Source organism: Paraburkholderia sp. GAS32 (assembly GCF_050434225.1).
In the GTDB taxonomy this organism is placed as follows: domain Bacteria; phylum Pseudomonadota; class Gammaproteobacteria; order Burkholderiales; family Burkholderiaceae; genus Paraburkholderia; species Paraburkholderia madseniana.
Map to the genome: position 1 here is coordinate 251383 of NZ_JBNPVS010000004.1, position 19571 is coordinate 270953.

The 19571-nt window shown below is 61.1% G+C and carries 17 protein-coding genes; 9 read left to right on the forward strand and 8 right to left on the reverse strand.

Annotated features, from left to right (window positions below; genetic code table 11):
* Positions 1–43 precede the first annotated feature (43 nt).
* The 3 genes from P3T25_RS06965 (at position 44) to P3T25_RS06975 (ending at position 2175) form a co-directional block, all read left to right on the forward strand.
* A complete protein-coding gene (locus P3T25_RS06965; protein WP_429357743.1) occupies positions 44–985 on the forward strand; it encodes an alpha-E domain-containing protein in 942 nt (313 codons plus the stop codon).
* An 8-nt stretch (positions 986–993) separates the two neighbouring features.
* Positions 994–1818, forward strand: a complete 825-nt coding sequence (locus tag P3T25_RS06970) for a transglutaminase family protein (RefSeq protein WP_429357744.1) — start codon at positions 994–996, stop codon at positions 1816–1818.
* Positions 1819–1899: 81 nt separating this feature from the next.
* A complete protein-coding gene (locus P3T25_RS06975) occupies positions 1900–2175 on the forward strand; it encodes a DUF883 family protein (protein ID WP_308102514.1) in 276 nt (91 codons plus the stop codon).
* Positions 2176–2242: 67 nt separating this feature from the next.
* Here P3T25_RS06975 and P3T25_RS06980 read toward each other — a convergent pair whose 3' ends face one another.
* Positions 2243–4480 carry an NADP-dependent isocitrate dehydrogenase gene (locus tag P3T25_RS06980; protein ID WP_429357745.1) on the reverse strand — a complete coding sequence of 746 codons (2238 nt, stop codon included), beginning with the start codon at positions 4478–4480 and terminating at the stop codon, positions 2243–2245.
* 243 nt (positions 4481–4723) lie between these two features.
* Here P3T25_RS06980 and aspA point away from each other — a divergent pair, with 243 nt between their 5' ends.
* The 3 genes from aspA (at position 4724) to P3T25_RS06995 (ending at position 9613) form a co-directional block, all read left to right on the forward strand.
* Positions 4724–6151: an aspartate ammonia-lyase gene (aspA, locus tag P3T25_RS06985; protein WP_429357746.1), complete on the forward strand. Its 1428-nt coding sequence runs from the start codon at positions 4724–4726 to the stop codon at positions 6149–6151.
* A gap of 116 nt (positions 6152–6267) precedes the next feature.
* Positions 6268–7560 (forward strand): dicarboxylate/amino acid:cation symporter, encoded by a 1293-nt coding sequence (locus P3T25_RS06990; protein ID WP_171929291.1) that lies wholly within the window; start codon positions 6268–6270, stop codon positions 7558–7560.
* A 91-nt stretch (positions 7561–7651) separates the two neighbouring features.
* Complete coding sequence (locus P3T25_RS06995; RefSeq protein WP_429357747.1) at positions 7652–9613, forward strand: enterotoxin; 1962 nt, start codon at positions 7652–7654, stop codon at positions 9611–9613.
* A gap of 58 nt (positions 9614–9671) precedes the next feature.
* Here the strand turns inward: P3T25_RS06995 and P3T25_RS07000 are convergent, their stop codons facing one another.
* A complete protein-coding gene (locus tag P3T25_RS07000) occupies positions 9672–11528 on the reverse strand; it encodes a beta-galactosidase (protein ID WP_429357748.1) in 1857 nt (618 codons plus the stop codon).
* Positions 11529–11782: 254 nt separating this feature from the next.
* Between P3T25_RS07000 and P3T25_RS07005 the strand changes: the two genes are divergently transcribed.
* A complete protein-coding gene (locus P3T25_RS07005; RefSeq protein WP_429357749.1) occupies positions 11783–12472 on the forward strand; it encodes an oxidoreductase in 690 nt (229 codons plus the stop codon).
* 35 nt (positions 12473–12507) lie between these two features.
* Here P3T25_RS07005 and aroE read toward each other — a convergent pair whose 3' ends face one another.
* The 5 genes from aroE to P3T25_RS07030 are packed head-to-tail and all read right to left on the reverse strand — an operon-like array spanning position 12508 to position 16360.
* Complete coding sequence (gene aroE / locus P3T25_RS07010; RefSeq protein WP_429357750.1) at positions 12508–13341, reverse strand: shikimate dehydrogenase; 834 nt, start codon at positions 13339–13341, stop codon at positions 12508–12510.
* Positions 13341–14561 (reverse strand): CaiB/BaiF CoA transferase family protein, encoded by a 1221-nt coding sequence (locus P3T25_RS07015; protein ID WP_429357751.1) that lies wholly within the window; start codon positions 14559–14561, stop codon positions 13341–13343. The genes aroE and P3T25_RS07015 overlap by 1 nt, the downstream gene beginning before the upstream one ends.
* Complete coding sequence (locus P3T25_RS07020; RefSeq protein ID WP_154563713.1) at positions 14561–15019, reverse strand: MaoC family dehydratase; 459 nt, start codon at positions 15017–15019, stop codon at positions 14561–14563. Before P3T25_RS07020 ends, P3T25_RS07015 begins: the two co-directional genes overlap by 1 nt.
* 1 nt (position 15020) lies before the next feature.
* Entirely contained in the window at positions 15021–15413 is a 393-nt protein-coding gene (locus tag P3T25_RS07025) for a VOC family protein (RefSeq protein ID WP_429357752.1), read from the reverse strand.
* Entirely contained in the window at positions 15410–16360 is a 951-nt protein-coding gene (locus P3T25_RS07030; protein ID WP_429357753.1) for a ketopantoate reductase family protein, read from the reverse strand. Before P3T25_RS07030 ends, P3T25_RS07025 begins: the two co-directional genes overlap by 4 nt.
* A gap of 95 nt (positions 16361–16455) precedes the next feature.
* Here P3T25_RS07030 and P3T25_RS07035 point away from each other — a divergent pair, with 95 nt between their 5' ends.
* Both P3T25_RS07035 and P3T25_RS07040 read left to right on the forward strand, forming a co-directional pair.
* A complete protein-coding gene (locus tag P3T25_RS07035; RefSeq protein WP_154563719.1) occupies positions 16456–17361 on the forward strand; it encodes a LysR family transcriptional regulator in 906 nt (301 codons plus the stop codon).
* 260 nt (positions 17362–17621) lie between these two features.
* Positions 17622–18821, forward strand: a complete 1200-nt coding sequence (locus P3T25_RS07040; RefSeq protein WP_429357754.1) for a porin — start codon at positions 17622–17624, stop codon at positions 18819–18821.
* Between the two features lie 83 nt (positions 18822–18904).
* On the opposite strand, the gene P3T25_RS07045 is transcribed toward P3T25_RS07040, so the two are convergent.
* Positions 18905–19507: a TetR/AcrR family transcriptional regulator gene (locus P3T25_RS07045; RefSeq protein ID WP_429357755.1), complete on the reverse strand. Its 603-nt coding sequence runs from the start codon at positions 19505–19507 to the stop codon at positions 18905–18907.
* Positions 19508–19571 lie beyond the last annotated feature (64 nt).

A 19571-nucleotide genomic window follows, 5' to 3' on the forward strand; every position in this document is an offset into this window, starting at 1 on the left:
AACTGGCACACGGAAAAGAACAGACACTGGAGTTGGACAGCACATGCTTCTCGGACGCACAGCAAGCGGACTCTACTGGATGCACCGCTATATCGAACGCGCGGAAAACATCGCACGGATAGTCGACGCCGGGCTGCGTATGGCGCTGACCCGAACGTCCGATGCGCAGGCAACCTGGTCGTCCGTGGTGGTGACATCCGGTACGGAAGAGGGTTTCCGGGAGAAACACGACGCCTATACCGCCGGCACCGTTTCCGACTATCTGCTGCGCGACGGCCACAATCCGTCGAGCGTCCTGTCGTGCATCGAAGCGGCGCGCTCGAACGCCCGCATGGTGCGCACGGCGCTCACCCGCGAGGCGTGGGAGAGCGTGAACGAAGCGTGGATGGTGGTCAGGCGGGTGCTCGCAACGCCGGTGGCGGCGAGCGAACTGCCGGTCGTGCTCGATCAGATCAAGCGCCAGACCGCGCTGATTCGCGGCACCTTCCACGGCACGATGCTCCGAAACGAGATTTTTAATTTCGCCCGCATCGGCACGTTCATCGAACGCGCTGACAACACCGCGCGCATTCTGGACGTCAAATACCACCTGTTGCTGCCCGCGGTGTCCTATGTGGGCACGACGCTCGACAACTACCAGTGGGAATCGATCCTGCGCTCGGTCGACGCGCATCGATCCTACCGCTGGGTCTACGACGTCCAGTACAAGCCGACCAATATCGCCGACTATCTGATCCTCAACGGCCGCATGCCGCGCTCGCTGAACTTCTGCTACCTGAACATCGTCGAGAACCTCGCGTATCTGGCGCAAGACTATGGCGTCACCCACGCCTGCCATAAGACCGCCGACATTACGCTCGCCACGCTCCGCGACAATACGGTCAAGCAGATCTTTGCGCAGGGCCTGCACGAGTTTCTCGAGGGCTTCATCGGGCAGAACAACCGGCTTGGTTTTGAAATCGCCGAAACCTACAACTTCGATTGAGACCGGCCATGCGTATCGCAATTCGCCATACATCGCACTATCAGTACGAGCAACCTGTCCCTTACGCTTTGCAACGTCTGAGGTTGCGTCCGCAGTCGTGCCCCGGGCAGACGGTGATCGACTGGCAGGTCACGGTCGACGGCGTCGAGCCGAACGTCTCTTACGTGGACGGTCTGGGTAACCATGTCGATTTCGTGCGGCACGAGCGCAACAAGCGCGAGATCGTCATCGTGGCGCAGGGAACGGTCGACACGGAGGACCGGGCCGGGATCTTCGGCGTGGTCGATGGCCTTGCCCCGCCCTGGGTCTTCGAGCGGGAGACGCCGCTGACGCGGGCCGGCGAACGAATCAAGGCGCTTGCCGCTGACCTGCGCTCCGAAGACGAGCCGCTCCAGTCGCTGCATGCGTTGATGAATACGATCCACGACCGGATCGCTTATCAGCCCGGCATGACCGACGTGAGTACGGATGCAGAGACGGCTTTGCTCAACCACCACGGGGTCTGTCAGGACCACGCGCACGTTTTTATCGCCGTGGCGCGAGCGCTCCACATCCCGGCCCGCTACGTCTCGGGCTATCTGCTGATGGACGGTGTCGCGATGCAGGCGGCGAGCCACGCATGGGCGGAGGCGTATCTCGACGGACTCGGTTGGGTCGGCTTCGATGCGGCCAACAATACGTGTCCGGACGAGCGCTATGTGCGCGTCGCCACCGGCCTCGACTATCGCGACGCGATGCCCGTATCCGGTATTCGCACCGGGCAGGGTGCTGAGACGCTGACTGTCGAGCTGAGCGTTTTGCCGGTCCAGAGTCAAAGCCAGAGTCAAAGCTGACGGACCGATGTAACACCTCATCAGCGGTTGCGCTGATGAGAGATGCGTAGATGTTCTTAACCACGCTTGCAGGGAGGCAGTATGTCAAATTTCGGTAGCGCAGTGAGCGACATCAATGGCTCGTCGGAAGACGTCGCACACGCTTCCAGCGTGGACGCGGAGCCGGTGTCCGGCAAGGTGCGCGCGCGTCTTAAGCGCGCGAAACAGAAGGCGGCCGATGCGCAGGTCATCGTCATCGAGACGGGGCGCAAGTCTGCTCGGGCTGCCAACGACTATGCGCATGACCGTCCGTGGACGACGGCCGGTGTGGCCCTGGGTGTCGGCGTACTGATCGGTTTGTTGATCGGTCGAAAATAGTCCGCTGCGTTACCGGCACATCCATCCGTCCGGTCGCCCTGATGATTGACAGGGCGACCGGATTTTCTTAAGCCCGCGTCGCCGCGAGTGCAGCGTTCAGCGTCTTGCTCGGGCGCATTACATCAGCCAGCATTTCGGCGTCAGGCCGGTAGTAGCCGCCGATGTCTGCCGGTTTGCCTTGCACGGCTGACAATTCGTCCACGATGATCTGCTCGTTGTCAGTCAGTTGCTTGGCCAGCGGTGCAAACTGTGCGGCAAGCGCGGCGTTGTCTGTTTGCGCCGCCAATTGCTGAGCCCAGTACAGGGCGAGATAAAACTGGCTGCCGCGGTTGTCCAGCTGGCCGGTTTTGGGCGATGGGTTTTTGTTGTTGTCGAGTAGCTTGCCCGTGGCGGCATCCAGCGTTTTAGCCAGAATTCTCGCCTTGTCGTTGTCGGTCTTGATGCCCAGCTCTTCCAGTGACACGGCGAGTGCCAGGAATTCACCCAGCGAATCCCAGCGCAGGTGGTTTTCTTCCACGAGCTGCTTGACATGTTTGGGCGCCGAGCCGCCGGCACCTGTTTCGTACATACCGCCGCCTGCCATCAGGGGAACGATGGATAGCATTTTGGCACTCGTGCCAAGCTCCATGATAGGGAACAGGTCGGTGAGGTAGTCGCGCAGGATGTTGCCCGTGACCGAGATGGTATCGAGGCCGCGAATGACGCGCTCCAGCGTGTAACGCATGGCGCGCACCTGCGACATGATCTGAATGTCCAGGCCCGTGGTGTCGTGGTCCTTGAGGTAGGCCTCGACCTTCTTGATCACCTCGGCCTCGTGCGGGCGGTACGGGTCCAGCCAGAAGATGGCCGGCATGCCGGAGTTGCGGGCGCGCGTGACCGCCAGCTTGACCCAGTCGCGGATCGGCGCGTCCTTGACCTGGCACATGCGCCAGATGTCGCCTTCTTCAACGTTCTGCGTGAGCAGCACGTCGCCGGTGGCGAGGTCGACGATGCGCGCTTCGCCCGCTTCGGGAACTTCAAAAGTCTTGTCGTGCGAGCCGTATTCCTCGGCCTGCTGGGCCATCAACCCGACATTGGGGACCGTGCCCATCGTGACGGGGTCGAAGTTGCCGTTGGTTTTGCAGAAGTTGATGATCTCCTGGTAGATGCGGGCGAACGTGCTCTCCGGGATCACGGCCTTGGTGTCCTTCGGACGGCCGTCGGCGCCCCACATCTTGCCGCCGATGCGGATCATGGCCGGCATCGAGGCGTCCACGATCACGTCGTTAGGCGCATGCAGGTTGGAGATACCCTTGGCCGAGTCCACCATCGCCAGTTCGGGGCGATGCTCGTGGCAGGCGTGCATATCGCGGATGATTTCTTCGCGCTTCGAGCTGGGCAGGCTTTCCAGCTTGTCATACAGGTTGACGAGGCCGTTGTTGACGTTCACCCCCAGTTCGTCGAACAGCTTGCCGTGCTTCTCGAAGGCTTCCTTGTAGAAAATCTTCACCGCGTGGCCGAAGACAATGGGGTGCGAAACCTTCATCATCGTGGCCTTGACGTGCAGCGATAGCATGACGCCAGTCTTGCGGGCGTCTTCCATCTGCTCTTCGTAGAAGTCGCACAGCGCCTTCTTGCTCATGAACATGCTGTCGATGATCTCGCCGTCCAGCAGCGACACCTTGGGCTTAAGCACAATGGCTTTACCGCTTTGTGTCAGCAATTCCATCTTCACGTCGCGGGCGTGGTCTACCGTCATGGACTTTTCGCCATGGTAGAAGTCGCCGTGTTTCATGTGAGCCACGTGGGTGCGCGACGCCATGCTCCACTCGCCCATGCTGTGCGGGTTCTTGCGGGCATAGTTTTTTACGGCGGCGGGTGCGCGGCGGTCCGAGTTGCCCTCGCGCAGTACGGGATTGACAGCGCTGCCGAGGCACCTGGAATAGCGTTGGCGGATGGCTTTCTCAACGTCGGTTTTTGGCTCTTCAGGGAAATCCGGCACCGCGTAGCCCTTGGCCTGCAGTTCCTTGATCGCGCCGACCAACTGATGGACCGAGGCGCTGATGTTGGGCAGCTTGATGATATTGGTGTCGGGCAGGAGGGTGAGGCGGCCGAGTTCGGACAGGCTGTCGGGCACCCGTTGCGCCTCGGTCAGAAATTCGGGGAACTCGCCCAGGATGCGGCCCGCGAGGGAGATGTCGCTGGTGGTGACGTCGATGCCGGCTGCCGCGGTGAATGTGCGGACGACGGGCAGGAAGGCGCTGGTCGCTAGCAGCGGGGCCTCATCGGTGAGGGTGTAGATGATTGTCGGTTGCTGGGTGCTCATCGCTTGCCTCAAGATCGGGAAACCTGTTTTGGATGTCACCGGCCGCGTCACAAACCGGCATTCGTGTTCGAATTCTGCCTGATTTCGCTTTCGTCATCATCGAATTTCCGACAAACCCGGCTGACCTATGCGTGGACTGGCGCGCGTCATGAAAAATTAGCATGACGGTCGCGCTGGATTTTTGTTTCCTCCATATAGGTGCAAGGGTGTCTTCAACCCCAATCCCGCGTGAGGAACATGTCTATGGCCGCTGAAATCTTCTTTAGAACCGAACATGATCTGCTTGGCGATCGTGACGCTCCCGCTCACGTCTACTATGGGGTTCATACGCTACGCGCGCTGGAAAATTTCCCGATTACCGGTTCGCCGATCTCGGTGTACCCGGAGTTGATCAAGGCACTGGCTTGCATCAAACAGGCCGCCGCACAGGCGAATCATGAGCTGGGTCTGCTCGACGCGACGCGTTGTGACGCCATCGTCGGTGCCTGCGCTGAATTGCTGGAAGGCAAGTTGCATGATCAGTTTGTAGTCGACGTCATTCAGGGCGGCGCCGGGACATCGACCAACATGAATGCGAACGAGGTGATCGCCAACCGCGCGCTCGAACTGTTGGGGAAGAAGAAAGGCGAATACCAGTATTTGCACCCGAATGAGCAGGTCAACATTGGCCAGAGCACCAACGATGTGTACCCTTCGGCCCTGAAAGTCGCGACATGGTTCGGCATTCTGAGTCTCATCGACGCGATGGCCGTCTTGCGGCGCGCTTTCGAAGCAAAGTCGGTGGAGTTCAAGGACGTTCTGAAGATGGGACGTACGCAATTGCAGGACGCGGTGCCGATGACGCTCGGCCAGGAGTTCAGCACCTACGCCGTGATGCTCGGAGAGGATGAGGAGCGGCTGCGGGAGGCGGCGCTGCTGATCTGTGAAATCAACATGGGCGCGACGGCGATCGGAACGGGCATTACCGCGCATCCCGATTACGCACCGCTGATCCTGAAGCATCTCAAGGAAATCACGGGTATTCCGCTTGTCACGGCGCCCAACCTCATCGAAGCGACGCAGGACTGTGGCGCTTTCGTTCAGTTGTCCGGCGTGCTCAAGCGCGTGGCAGTCAAGCTGTCAAAAACCTGCAACGACTTGCGCCTGCTCTCCAGCGGTCCCCGTGCGGGTCTTGGGGAAATCAACCTTCCGCCCATGCAGGCTGGCTCGAGCATCATGCCGGGGAAGGTCAACCCGGTCATTCCCGAGGTCGTGAACCAGATTGCGTTCGAGGTCATCGGCAACGACGTCACCGTGAGTTTCGCGGCCGAGGCTGGGCAGCTTCAGTTGAACGCGTTCGAGCCGATCATCGCGCACAGCCTGTTCAAAAGCGTGACCCACCTGCGCAACGGCTGCCTGACGCTCGCCGAACGCTGCGTCAAAGGCATTACCGCCAACGAGGCGCACTTGCGCGCGTCGGTCGAGAATTCGATCGGCATCGTGACGGCGCTCAATCCGTACATCGGCTACGCCAACGCGACATCCGTCGCGATGGAGGCACATGCCACGGGCGGACGCGTCTACGACATCGTGCTCGCGAGGGGGCTGTTGTCCGAGCAACAGCTCGACGAGATCCTCAAGCCAGAGGTCCTCACGCAGCCCACGCCGCTTCATATCCCGCCGAAGCAGTAAAAGCGATCTGGCCGTATGAAGCGCCCGGTGTCGAGCCGGGAGACGACGCGTTGCCCAGGTACTAATTGATTGATGCTCAACCCACGATCTAGCGCAGTTGCCGGAGACAGGAATTCATGAAGACGAACAAGCTTACGACGTGGATCATGGTTGCCATGGTTCTGGGTGTTGCCGTGGGTTACATCTGCAACATCAATGCACCCGACGCAAAGGCCGCCAAGGCGATCGCCGGTTATTTCTCGATTGCCACAGATGTGTTCCTGCGTCTGATAAAAATGGTCATCGCGCCGCTGGTGTTCGCGACCCTGGTGGGGGGCATCGCCAGCATGGGGGACTCGTCCGCCGTCGGTCGCATGGGCGCCAAGGCAATGGGGTGGTTCATCTCCGCCTCGGTGGTATCGCTGCTGTTCGGTATGCTGTTCGTGAACGTCCTGCAGCCGGGCCACGCGCTTAACCTGCCTCTGCCGGACATCGCCGCCACGACCAATCTGCAGACCTCCACGCTGAACCTGAAGGACTTCGTCACCCACGTTTTCCCCAGGAGCGTGTTCGAGGCGATGTCCCAGAACGAGGTTCTGCAGATTCTGGTCTTCTCGCTGTTCTTCGGTTTCGCCATCGCGTCGTTCAAGGGCCGCGCCGGCCAGCATCTGCTCGCGCCGATCGAGGACCTGGGCAAGACGATGCTGCGCGTTACCGACTTCGTGATGCGCTTTGCCCCACTCGGCGTATTCGGGGCAGTGGCCGCCGCGATCACCGTTCAGGGCATCGGCGTGCTCGTGACCTACGGCAGGTTCATCGGCGAGTTCTACGTGGCCCTGCTGGTACTGTGGGCGGCATTGATCGGAGCGGGCTATCTGTTCCTTGGCGCACGCGTATTTACGCTGCTCAAGCTGGTCAAGCAGCCAACCATCCTGGCTTTCTCGACCGCCAGCAGCGAGGCCGCCTATCCCTCGGTCATGGAGCAACTGAAGAAGTTCGGTGTGCCCGACAAGATCACCGGCTTCGTGCTGCCGCTCGGCTACTCGTTCAACCTCGACGGCTCGATGATGTACTCGGCCTTCGCGTCGCTGTTCATCGCCCAGGCCTACAACATCCAGCTCAGCCTGACGGAGCAGATCACCATGCTGCTGGTGCTGATGATCACGAGCAAGGGCATCGCCGGTGTGCCGCGGGCGTCCATCGTCGTGGTGGCTGCCGTTCTGCCGATGTTCAAGCTGCCCGAGGCCGGCGTTCTGCTGATCCTCGGCATTGACCAGTTTCTCGACATGGGCCGCACGGCGACCAACGTGATCGGCAACAGCATCGCCACCGCGGTGGTGGCCAAGTCGGAAGGCTTGCTCGGCGCCACGCGCGATGTCGACGAGGACGACATGTTCGAGCCGCCTGAGCAGAACGCTCTGGCGAACTAGGGCGGAGTGGGGTTCTTTCCGGCGGGCTTGGACGCGCTGGGCCGTTGCCGGTACTCTATGGACGTTGCTCCTGCTCGAGACAGGCCTCTCCATGCGCGCCAACGATGCTTTGCCTACGCAAGCCGGCATGCCCGTGTTCCAGACGACGGGTGATGCCTGCTCATTCGGTAACGACGCGCTCGCGCTGCGCTGGACCGTCAGGGACGAACGGCTAGCGGATTTCTCACTGATGGATTTCGCGGGGCAACGCACGCTGCCCATCGTCACGCCGTTCGCGCTATTGCTCGATGACGGAAGTACTGTTGGCGTGGCCGAGTTGAGGATCCTTGCGCCGCTGAACGAAACCACACTCGCATCAAACCCCCACGCGTCCCGCCTGGCCGAACGAATCGCAGGCCGACGCGTGAGCGCCACACTCGTCGACGCTCAAGGCCGTCTGAAGGTGGAGTGGAGTGTGGAGCAGCGCGAAGGCTCACGATACCTGCGCGAACAGCTAGCGATTACGGCGCTTCTTCGGGACGAAAATATCGCCGTCGTTTCATTGCTGGAGGCGCGTGCTGCTAACGCACAGGCTAGCAGCGAACTGAAGGGCACGCCTGTCATCGCGGGCAACTTCTATCTGGGCTTCGAGCTGCCGCTGGCGGAAAGTCATGTGGACGGCGACAGCGTCAGCTTTACTCTGCAACGCGCATTGCCGCTGGAAAAGAACAGGACGCTGGTCTACTCCGCCGTGGCCGGCGTAGTGCGCGACGGCCAGTTGCGGCGCGACTTCGCCACCTATCTGGAACGGGAGCGGGCTCACCCGTATCGCCCGTTTCTGCACTACAACAGTTGGGGCGATATCGGCTACCTCACGCCGTACACACAGCAGCAAGCGCTGGAGCGCATCGAAACAATCGGCCGCGAGTTGCATGAAGCGCGCGGTGTGCAGATCGATTCGTTTCTGTTCGACGATGGCTGGGACGACCTTAGCGGTAGCTGGCATTTCAGCAAGGATTTTCCGCATGGCTTCGTTCCGCTGCGCGACGCTGCAGCACGATACGGCGCCGCGCCCGGCATATGGCTGTCCCCGTGGGGTGGCTACGGAGCGCCGAAACAGGAGCGCGTGACGAGCGGCCGTGCCGCTGGCTATGAGGTCATCGATAACGGACTCGCGCTATCGGGGCCGAGTTACTATCGACGCTTTCACGAAGTCGTGATGGCCTTGCTTGATGAGGACGGCGTCAACCAGTTCAAGTTCGACGGTACGGGCAACGCCGACACGGTGTTTCCAGGCAGCCTCTTCGATAGCGATTGGGACGCGGCGATCCAGCTCATCGAGCACATCCGCGCGGTCAAACCGGATACCTTCATCAATCTCACTACAGGGACGCATCCGTCGCCGTTCTGGTTGCGTTACGCAGACTCCATCTGGCGCGGTGGCAGGGACGACGATCTGGCCGGAACCGGCACTAACCGTGAGCGCTGGATTACGTACCGCGACGCGCAGACGTACCACAACGTCGTGGTGCGCAGTCCGCTCTTCCCGCTCAATTCGCTGATGCTGCACGGCATCCTCTTCGCGCAGTGCAATCCGCGCCTGAACACGGCAGCAGGCGATGATTTCGCCAACGAGGTGCGTTCCTACTTCGGGAGCGGCACGCAATTGCAGGAGCTATACATTACGCCAGCGCTGCTCACCGAGTCCGACTGGGATGTGCTCGCGGAGGCCGCCAGATGGGCGCGCGAAAACGGCGATGTACTGCGCGACAGCCACTGGATCGGCGGGGCACCTGACCAGCAAGCGGTCTACGGTTGGGCAGCGTGGGCGCAGCACAAGGCAATCGTGACGCTGCGCAATCCGCACAGCCGCGCGCAACGCTTCACGCTGGATCTGCGGCGACACCTGGAGTTGCCGGAAGCGGCGGCGGCGCGATTCAGTGCGCGTAGCATTTGGCGTGAAGGGGCTTCCGATATTCCAGCTTTGCTAGACGCTGATGTGCCGCAGGAAGTCCAGCTCGCGCCGTTCGAAGTGCTTACGCTGGAACTGTTGCCGATCGCTGAAGCGGAGTAGTGAGGTGGATGTGGCCGGATTGTGGCCGCTTGCCCGGCATCGACCCACGTCGTTCGCGCTAAGACAACGCATCCGCCAGTTCCACCGGCTTCGCCTTGATCTGGTGCAAGTCGAAGATCAGCACTTCGTTGTCACCTCGCACGAGCCATGGCGCAGGGCAATACAAGCGCCTTTGCGGACCGATATTCCAGTAGCGTCCGAGATTGTGCCCGTTGACCCAGACGACGCCCTTGGTCCAGTTGCCCATGTCGAGCCAGGTGTCGCCGACTTCATCCAGCCGCAAACTTGCCTTGAAGAATAGCCCGGGCTTCAGTGGGTTCGTGCAACTTCCCTTCAGGTTGGCGATAAACGTTTCATCCATCGGCAGCAGGAAGATTTCCCAGTCCCTGAGCACGGAGAGCGACCCATCGGCGATTTTCATCCTGACCGGGTCGACCAGTCCTTTGCGGTCGACGAGCGCGGGGCCGAAGTTGACCCGCCCCATGCCCTCCACGAGGATCTCTAACGATACCGGGTCACCTGAGTTCGACTCGCGCTCCGGCAACGTCGAAGGTAGCGCGAGTGGCGCGCGATGCGTCATGCGGAGCGGCTGCGCGTACTCCGATGGTATTTGCGCCCTCGAGACGCCGCATGCGTAGCGTCCGCCGACGAAAACGGTCGCATAGTCATGAACACTGCTGATATCCAGCACGCCGCCTGCGTACTCCTGCAACTGCTTGCGGTACAACACGAAGCCGAACACCTGGCCATAACTCTCAAAGGACTGTGGATCGATGCTCTGTTCGCGCGGCAGCGCCGCGGGCAGGCTGTCCCAGATCGACGCGTAGAGGGTTGGCATCAAAGCATCGACGCCTGTGCATTCGAGCGTGGCGATGGCGCCAGGTATATCGGGCAACGGCGCAGGCAGGAAGCTGCCGATGATGTCGCGGTACTTCATATACTTCGGTGTCGCCGCGCCCTGCTCGTTGATCGGCGCCGAATAGTCGTAGCTGGTGATGTCGGGCTGATAGTTGCCTGAATCATCCACGTTCGCGCCGGCATAGAAACCAAAGCTCGTACCGCCGTGAATGACATACAGATTGAACGACCGTTTCAACTGCATGAACGCGGTCAAGGTGTGCGAGAGGTCGTAGTTCAACCCTGCGAAACCCGGTTCACCCCAATGAGTGAGCCACCCTGGGTACACCTCACCGGCCATCGCGGGCACCGCGGGGAATTCCCGGCGGACGGTTGCGATTTGCGCCGCATCGCCATTGCTCAACGCAATCGCACCACCGCTTACCGTGGTGCGATTGCGTTCGAGTTGCAGGAGGCCATCTTCGGTGTAGAACGGCCCGGTTACGCCTCCTTTGAGCCAAAGCTGCCTGAGCTCTTCGAGGTAAGCCGGATTGCTCGCATACGAACCGAATTCATTTTCGATCTGGATCATCAGGATCGGTCCGCCGTTTTGGATCAGCAACGGCTTAATACGTGGGACCAAGTCCTCGATGTAGCGAGCCACCGCCGCCATATAACGGGCATCGGTGGTCGAGTCGGTCCTCAACTGGACGTGCGGATCGCTCAACAGGTAGGAAGGGAGCCCTCCCAGATCCCATTCGGCGCAGACGTAAGGCCCGGGGCGCAGCAGCACCCACATTCCTTCGGACTGGCACAGCCGGATGAAGGCCTCGATATCGCGGTTGCCGCTGCGGAAATCGAACACGCCCGGACGTGTCTCGTGGTAATTCCACATGATGTACAAGGCGATGCAGTTCATCCCCATCGCTTTGGCCATCCTGATTCGATGCTGCCAATACTCGCGCGGGATGCGGGCCGGGTGCATCTCGCCGCTGCGAATCTGGAACGGCTCGCCGTCGAGCAGGAAGTGTTCGCCGTCAGGGCTGAAAGAGAAGGTGTGGCCGCATTCGAGGTTCACGGTGCACTCACACTTTGGCGCCTGAGGCGCGGTTGAACTAAGCGAAAGGTGAAAACCAGCCAACGGCCACCCTTTATCCGCATAGTTGTATACGTGGTATGCGCGTTGAACGCCTTGCTGGTGGATTTCTCTCGCCCTAACCTGAATCTGACACTCAGCGGTCCTTCGAACAGTTTCCCGGACCGGCCATCTCATGCAATCCATACATCGACGAACTCCCGATCTCGGAAGACGAAGATCCTATTGGAGAAGACATGCACGACAACCTCCTCCCGGTCATCATCACACGGAAATGGCAACTTGCCGAGAGTTACCATGCCGTCGAACTTCAAACCAGGTCCCGATCGGAGCTTCCGTCGTTTGACGATGGCGCTTGCATCACCCTTGTTCGGGACAACGTCATCTGCAAGGAAAGAATATATCCGCTGTGCTGTTTTACGTCCCGGCCGAGCGCATATGTGATCGCTGTGCGACAGGATGATGACGATACGGACGCAGAAACGGCGGACATCTCACTGAGTCAAGGAGACGAGGCGTTCATCGTAACGCCACGGAGTCCTACGGTTGTTTTAGACGATAGCACACGATCTATTCTTTTTGCTGGAGGCGTTGGCGCCGCATCGATAGCGGGAATCGCGAATCGGCTTGCCTTGGCAGGTCAAAAATTCGAGCTGCACAACTTCGCTCGATCACCTGAACGTGCAGTCTTTCGGAAAGAACTCGACGCGCTTAAAAGGGAAGGTGGGATCCATCACCATTTTGGCTTGAATGCTGACCGATTGGAGCAGACCACTTCTCACGCGATGAGCCCGGCACATGCGAACACTCAGATCTACTGCAGTGGCCCCCCAGCATTTATGGATCTTATCGAGCGCCAGGCCCGCGACTGGGTGTATCCGGCTAATATCCACAAAATTGTGTTGGGTGACAGAAAAAATTCATAGGCGCGTCTTTTCCCCGATATGGTTTCGGTTCAAGCTCAATCGAGCGGAACGGTAAACCTGTCGATCACGGCATGGGTCTGGGGTCGTACGCCGCGCCACCAAGCGAATGCTTCTGCTGCCTGCTCGACCAGCATGCCAACACCGTCCGCGACGCTCGCCACGCCCGCACTGCGTGCGAGTCTCAGGAAAGGCGTCAGTCGCTTGCCGTAGGCGAGTTCATAAGCCACACCCATGGGGCTGAAAACGCTCGGCGGAGCCGGCGGCAACTCGCCGGTGAGGCTGGCCGATGTCGCATTGACCACCAGGTCGAAGCGTCCCATCGCTTCAAGCTCGCCGTAGCCGCAGGCGACCAAGGGACGCCCGCCGGCGACTTGCGCCACCAGCGCCTTTACCTTGGAGATGTCCCTGTTGGCGATGACCAGTTCAGCAGGCCGCGCCGCGATGAACGGTAGCAATGCACCACGCACCGCGCCCCCCGCGCCAAGGACCAGCACGCGCTTGCCGGCCATCGGCAGGTTGAGGTTGACTTCGATATCGCGCACCAGGCCGACACCGTCGAAGTTCTCGGCAACGATCCGGCCATCCTTGAAGCTCAACGCGTTGGCCGCGCCAGCTAGTGCGGCGCGCTCGCTGCGCTCATCGGCGATCGCGAACGCCTTCAGCTTGAACGGCGCGGTCACGTTCATGCCCTTGCCACCGGCCGCGACGAACGCATGGACGGTCCCGGCGAAGGCATCCTGCGGCTCGACTGGACCCTCGATGGCCGTATAGGACATGTCCTGCTGTGTCTCGTGCGCAAATAGGCCGTGAATCAGTGGAGATTTCGTATGGCCGATTGGATTGCCGATCACGGCGTACTGGTCAGTCATTACGGCCTCAGCTTTGAATACAGCACACCATCGGTTTGCATCGCGTCGATTTCGGCGATGCTGAAGCCCAACGACTGCGCGACTTCCGCGTTGTGTTGACCGAGATCGGGCGCGACCTCGCGAATCGTCGTGTCACAATCGGAGAACCGGAACGGCAGGTTCGGCAGACGCAACTTCCCGTAACGCGGGTGCTCCTGCTCGACGACCATGCCTCGCGCGACGATCTGCGGATCGGTGAGCACTTCGTCGATGCGTTGCACCTTCGCACAAGGCACGTCAATGCCATCGAGCAGGTCCAGCACCTGTGCGACCGGCTGGTTGGCCACCCAAGGCTTCACGATGGACAGAATCTCCAACCGGTTCGTATTGCGTCCCGCGAGGGTGTGAAAACGCGTGTCGGTGCCGAAGCCAGCCGGGCCGCCATGCGCTTCGATCAGCGCTGCGAAACGCTTCCACGCATCGTCTACTTGCGCGGCGATCACAAGGTCGCCATCAGCGGCACGGAACACGCCGTAGAGCGTCGACGTCGGCATGTCGTGACCGGTCTGTTCGGGGACGACGCCTTGCATCGTGTAGCACTGCACCGCGTATTCGTGCATCGACACCAGCGTGTCGTACAGCGCCATATCGATGTGCTGGCCCCGGCCGCTCTTTGCGCGACCGAGTAGCGCTGCGTTGATCGCCGCCACCGCGTGAATGCCGGTGTACATGTCGCCGAGCGAGATGCGCATCAGCGGCGGCGGCTCGCCGGGACTACCGATCATCTGCATGATCCCGCTCTTCGCTTCGGCAATCAGGCCGAAGCCGGCGCGATGCGCGTCCGGCCCCGTATGGCCATATGCCGAGATCGAGCAGTAGACGAGGCTCGGATTGCGTGCGGACAACTCGTCATAGCCGAGCCCGAGCTTGTTCAGCGCGCCGGGCCGATAGTTTTCGACAAACACGTCCGCCGAGTCGCACAGGCGCTGCATGAATTCCTTGCCGCGCGAGTCCTTCATGTTAACGCTAACACCGCGTTTGCCCATGTTGAGCTGCAGGAAGTAGCCGCTCTGCTCATCATCGAGCACGGTGGCGTGTTGACGTCCAGCGTCGCCGCTGACCGGACGTTCGACCTTGATGACCTCTGCTCCGAGCGCCGCGAGGCAGCGCCCCACGTACGGGCCGGCCAGGAAGTGGCTGTAGTCGACGACGCGAATACCTTCGAGAGGACGGGCTTGCATCAGAACGCTCCCGGTCGGCGCGGCACCATCAGACGATGTTCGCCGTGCTGGACAACCTGGCCATCCTGATTGATCAGATCGGAGGGCAGCACGACGATGCCCCAGTCTGGACGGCTTTTGCTCGCGCGCATCGCGCCCACGCGGAATTTCACGTGCAGCAAATCGTTGACCTTGATCGGCAGGTTGAAATCCCACGTCCAGCCGAGCGACATGCCGGGCAGGAAGCGATAAGTGCTTTGGGTCTTGAGGCCATCGGCAATAGACAAGCCGAACAGGCCGTGTGCGACGATCGAGCCGAAGTGGCTCGCGTTCGCGTATGCCTCGTCTACGTGGACCGGCGTGTGATCGCCAGTGAGATCGGCGTAGGCCAGAATGCGTTCTTTGGTCACCGTGTAAGTCGGGCTCACGCATTCGTCGCCTTCGCGGGCATCGTCCCAGTATTTATCGACGATCGTCATGTCACACCTCCGCGCGCGGATTGATGTCCAGTGCCCGCGCCACGCACGAGGCGGGCCTGGCCTGAATCAGTTCGACGGCGAGTCCGTCCGGCAGGCGCAACCAGTTGCGTCCCTGCGGCATTTCGCTGACGTCGTATCGATGCGCGGCGGCGAGTGCCGCCTCCATGTCTTCGCACATCACGCCGAGATGGCCGAGCCGGCCTTCAGGCGCATCATGGTTGGGGTTATGGATGAATTGCAGACCGCCGAGTGTCCAGTACTGCCGGGGTTCGTCGACAGTGCCGTCGACCTCGCGCATCGTCATGCCAAGCACGTCTTCGAAAAAACGGATATGCCAGTGAATATCTTTCACCCAGATGGCGACGTGCTCCAGATAGGCCTTGCTGCCGTTCATGCGGTTGTCTCCCTATGTTGTCGGTCGGTCATGGCGCGCTCGATGCCCTTGATGCAGGCCACCAGTGTCGCGTTGACCGGCGTCGGCACGCCGTGCCGTTGTCCCCAGCGCACGACCGCGCCGTTGATAAAGTCGATTTCGGTGATGGAGCCCTTCTCGAGGCTTTGCAACATCGAGGTCTTGAAGGCAGGGGAGAGTCCTTCTCCGGCGAGCGTCCACGGGCGTTCGGGATTAGTGGTGGAGAGCTTCACACCGGCGGCGCGAGCGACCGCCATCGCCTCGGCGACCGCTGCGAGCGCGGTCGTCCTCAGAAGCGCTTCGTCGTAGAGTTGACCGTACGTCAGGCCGGTGATGCCGGTCACCGCGCCAGTCGCGACATTGACCAGCAGCTTGTCCCACATCGTGCCGACGATGTTGTCGCTGACCGTGGTGGCTAGTCCGGCGGCGTTGAAGGTTGCGGCGAGCGCCGTCGCGCGGGAGGTAATCCGGCCGTCGAGTTCGCCGATGTAGGTGGCCTTGCCGGCGACACCTGACTCGATGTGGCCCGGGTTGCGCATCACGCCGCCAACGTACGTCTTGCCAGCCAGCACGCGCTCGCGCCCCACGATGCCGGCGAGCACATCTTCGTGCCCCAGGCCGTTCTGTAACGACAGGACCAGCGTTTCGGGTCCGATCAGCTCCAGTGCGCCGCGCATCGCGGCATCGGTGTGAAACGATTTGACCAGCACGACGACCAGATCGACGACACCGGCCTCGGCCGCCTGTGTCGCCGCGCGGACCTTCACGCGACGGGAGCCATCCGCATCGTCCACCTGTAGTCCGTCACACCTCATCGCCTCCACATGCACCACCGAACGGTTCAGCAACCAGACCTCGTTGCCGCCTTCGGTCAGCGCCGCGCCAATGGCGCAGCCCAGCGCCCCCGCACCCAGAATCGCAATCTTCACTGCCGTCTCCTCAACATGGAGACCACGATACGAGCGGACATTCATATCGGCAATGCAATGAATACAATGACGTCATTGCGGAGGGCAATAATCCTATGAACTCGACCGAACTTCCTGATCTGAAACTTCTACAACTTTTCGACCTTCTGTACGACGCCCGCAGCGTCACGCGTGTGGCCGAGCAGCTCGGACAAAGTCAGCCGACGATTAGCATCTGGCTCGGGCGTTTGCGGGAGCATCTGCAGGACCCGTTGTTCATACGTACATCGGGCGGTATGGCGCCAACACCGCAAGCCGATGCGCTGATCGGCCCGTGCCGGGAGATTCTCGAATCGTTGCGACGCTTCGCTGCCTGGGAGATCGCGTTCGATCCAGCCACCGCGAAGCGGCGGTTCCGTATCTGCATGACCGACGCCAGCCACATAACGCTGCTTCCGCGATTGCTGGCGCACGTGCGCGCGCAGGCGCCGGGTCTACGCCTCGAAGCGACGAGGATTGACGGCAATACGGAGCGGGCGCTGGAATCCGGTGAGGCCGACCTTGCGATCGGCCATGTGCCCTGGCTTGGCGGTGGGATTTACCAGCAGCAGCTATATCTGCAGGACTGGGTCTGTCTGGCGAATCGCCGTCACCCGAGGTTAGGCACCAAACTCGGCCTGAAGCACTATCGCGCGGAGGGACATGTCGCGATCACTGCGGGGACGGGAGCGCAACTGCTCGAACAGGCGCTGGTCCGTGAGCATATCGATCGCGACGTGGTGCTGGAGTTACCGGGTTTCCTCGGGCTCGGGGCGATCATCAAGAGTACCGACCTGATCGCCACGCTGCCGCGACACATCGGTGAGACGCTGGCAAAGGTCAATGATCTGGCGGTCCATCCGTGCCCGGTTCCTGTGGATGGTTTTGCCGTTCGGCAGCACTGGCACGCCAGATATCACCACGAAGCGGGCAACCGTTGGCTGCGTGGTCTGGTGGTGCAGTTGTTCGGAACCTCGGGCTGATCAGGCCGGCCGCGCTAACTCAATCAAAATCGCACCAGAAAAAAACTAACTAGATCGTACAAATGCGTATAAACCCCGAAAGACATCGGATCGCGTTTGAACGACACTTCGTGCTGGTTTGGAGATCCAGGCGTCACTCAGTGCTCACCCCTCTTCGCATTTGCACCGGCATGCTGAGCCGGCTAGCTCTGCACACCTTGGATTAGCGGGGCGATTACGGGTGTTAGAGATTGAGAAAAGATTTTTAAAGAGGAGCAGAAATGAAAAAGGTAATAGCAACCTCGGCCCTTGGGTTGGTCGCCCTCGGCGCACACGCCCAGAGCAGTGTGACGCTGTACGGGATCGTCGATGCGGGGATCGGTTATCAGAGCAGCCAGACGTCGCTTGGTTCGACGAGTGGCGGCCGCTCGGTGATCAAGATGGTGAACGGCATCTGGGCGGGCAGCCGCTTCGGTTTGAAGGGCTCCGAAGATCTGGGCGGCGGCACGAAGGCGATCTTCCAGTTGGAAGAAGGCTTTAACAGTGCAACCGGCGCACAGGCCGTCTCCGGTCTGGCGTTCAACCGGCAAGCGTACGTCGGCGTGGCCAACGCCACCTACGGCTCGTTCACGGCCGGCCGTCAATACACGTCGTACTACACGCTGCTGTCGCCTTATAGCCCGACCACGTGGCTGACGGGCGCATACGGCGCACACCCGGGCGATATCGATTCGCTGGATACGCTGTACCGCGTGAATAACTCGCTGGTGTACACGTCGCCGAGCATGTATGGCCTGACGGTGAGCGGTTCGTATGCGCTGGGCGGCGTGGCAGGAAGCACCAATGCCGGTTCGACGTATAGCGCGGCGATCCAGTACCTGAATGGTCCGTTCGGTATCGCGGCAGGCTACCAGCGCATCAATAACTCGACGCCTGGCGGCGGTGCGTGGGGCGCGGATTCCACGGCGTCGAATGCGGGCGCGCAGCCGGGTGTGTCGGGCATCAATAACGGTTACCAGACGGCGCAGGCGCAGCAGCGCGTTGCGGTGACGGGCGGCTATGCGTTCAGCTCGCAATGGGACGTCTCGTTCTCGTACTCGAACGTGCAATACATCCCGGGTATCAACTCGAAGTTCCACAACGAGGCGATTTTCAATACGGCTGGCGCAGTGCTGCACTTCAAGCCGTTGACGGTGCTGGATCTGGCTGCCGGCTATAGCTATACGCGCGCAACGCAGTCGAACGGCATCTCGAGCTCGGCACGCTACCAGCAGTTCAATCTCTCGCAGTACTACAGCCTCTCCAAGCGTACGGGGCTGTATGCGCTGGAAGCCTATCAGCGTGCGGGTGGCCAGACGATCGGAACGAACGGCAAGAGCATCATCAACGCAACGGCCGATATCGGTGACGGTCAGAACAGCGCGCCGTCCTCGTCACGCAGCCAGTTCGCGGCAGGCGTGGGTATCATTCACCGGTTCTAATTGCCAGGTGGCGTGGCGGCGTCTGTCGACGCTGCTGCGGCAATCCGCCTGCTGCCGGCGTTCGTTCACGAACGGGCGCACCATCATCGTCGCGCCGCCTCGGTGCGAAGACCGTCGAGCGTGAACCCAACGCGACGCCGCCAGGTGTCGGCTCCGATGTCGGCCATGATCCGCATCAGTGCGCCATTCGACACGAACACCAGAAACAGGTCTTCGAGCGTGAAGTCTGCGCGCAACGAACCATCGCGCTGCGCGTCTTCGACGAATTGCCGCGCTTGCGTCATCGTCTCGTCGCACACAGCCGCCAGCCGCGAGGCGTCGGGGTGGCGGCGTGAAACGATGTCGTTGAGCGCAGGCTCGGTGGCCTGGATTTCGCAAATCAGTTCGACATAAGAGGCGAACCGGCTCCATGGGTCGGGGCAGCCGCGTGCGCGCGCCACCGCGTCACTGAGCCGCTCTGCCGCGACGTCCGCCATGACCACATCGGTGAGTGCTTCGCGCGTGCCGAACCGGTTGTACAGGGTGCCGATGCTGACACCCGCACGTTGCGCGATCTCTTCCAGTGGCACGTCGAGGCCACGCTCCTGGAATGCGTCCAGTGCGGCAGTCTTGATCTTTTCCGTATTGAGCTGTGCGTCGCGTCGTAGCCGCGGCGTATCAGGTTTCCCGGCGCCAGGATGGTTCATGGCGTTAAGGTTTTATTCATAACTTGACGGCACCCTCAACTTTAAAATAGGATGAAGTTGAATG

Excerpts from the sequence above, each read along its gene's own strand:
- P3T25_RS07025 (WP_429357752.1), bottom strand. The coding sequence starts at position 15,413 with ATGAACGGCAGCAAGGCCTATCTGGAGCACGTCGCCATCTGGGTGAAA.
- P3T25_RS07035 (WP_154563719.1), top strand. The coding sequence starts at position 16,456 with ATGAACTCGACCGAACTTCCTGATCTGAAACTTCTACAACTTTTCGAC.
- P3T25_RS06970 (WP_429357744.1), top strand. The coding sequence starts at position 994 with ATGCGTATCGCAATTCGCCATACATCGCACTATCAGTACGAGCAACCT.
- P3T25_RS06990 (WP_171929291.1), top strand. The coding sequence starts at position 6,268 with ATGAAGACGAACAAGCTTACGACGTGGATCATGGTTGCCATGGTTCTG.
- P3T25_RS06980 (WP_429357745.1), bottom strand. The coding sequence starts at position 4,480 with ATGAGCACCCAGCAACCGACAATCATCTACACCCTCACCGATGAGGCC.
- P3T25_RS07045 (WP_429357755.1), bottom strand. The coding sequence starts at position 19,507 with ATGAACCATCCTGGCGCCGGGAAACCTGATACGCCGCGGCTACGACGC.
- aroE (WP_429357750.1), bottom strand. The coding sequence starts at position 13,341 with ATGACTGACCAGTACGCCGTGATCGGCAATCCAATCGGCCATACGAAA.
- P3T25_RS07020 (WP_154563713.1), bottom strand. The coding sequence starts at position 15,019 with ATGACGATCGTCGATAAATACTGGGACGATGCCCGCGAAGGCGACGAA.
- P3T25_RS07040 (WP_429357754.1), top strand. The coding sequence starts at position 17,622 with ATGAAAAAGGTAATAGCAACCTCGGCCCTTGGGTTGGTCGCCCTCGGC.
- P3T25_RS07015 (WP_429357751.1), bottom strand. The coding sequence starts at position 14,561 with ATGCAAGCCCGTCCTCTCGAAGGTATTCGCGTCGTCGACTACAGCCAC.
- P3T25_RS06995 (WP_429357747.1), top strand. The coding sequence starts at position 7,652 with ATGCGCGCCAACGATGCTTTGCCTACGCAAGCCGGCATGCCCGTGTTC.
- aspA (WP_429357746.1), top strand. The coding sequence starts at position 4,724 with ATGGCCGCTGAAATCTTCTTTAGAACCGAACATGATCTGCTTGGCGAT.
- P3T25_RS06965 (WP_429357743.1), top strand. The coding sequence starts at position 44 with ATGCTTCTCGGACGCACAGCAAGCGGACTCTACTGGATGCACCGCTAT.
- P3T25_RS06975 (WP_308102514.1), top strand. The coding sequence starts at position 1,900 with ATGTCAAATTTCGGTAGCGCAGTGAGCGACATCAATGGCTCGTCGGAA.
- P3T25_RS07005 (WP_429357749.1), top strand. The coding sequence starts at position 11,783 with ATGCACGACAACCTCCTCCCGGTCATCATCACACGGAAATGGCAACTT.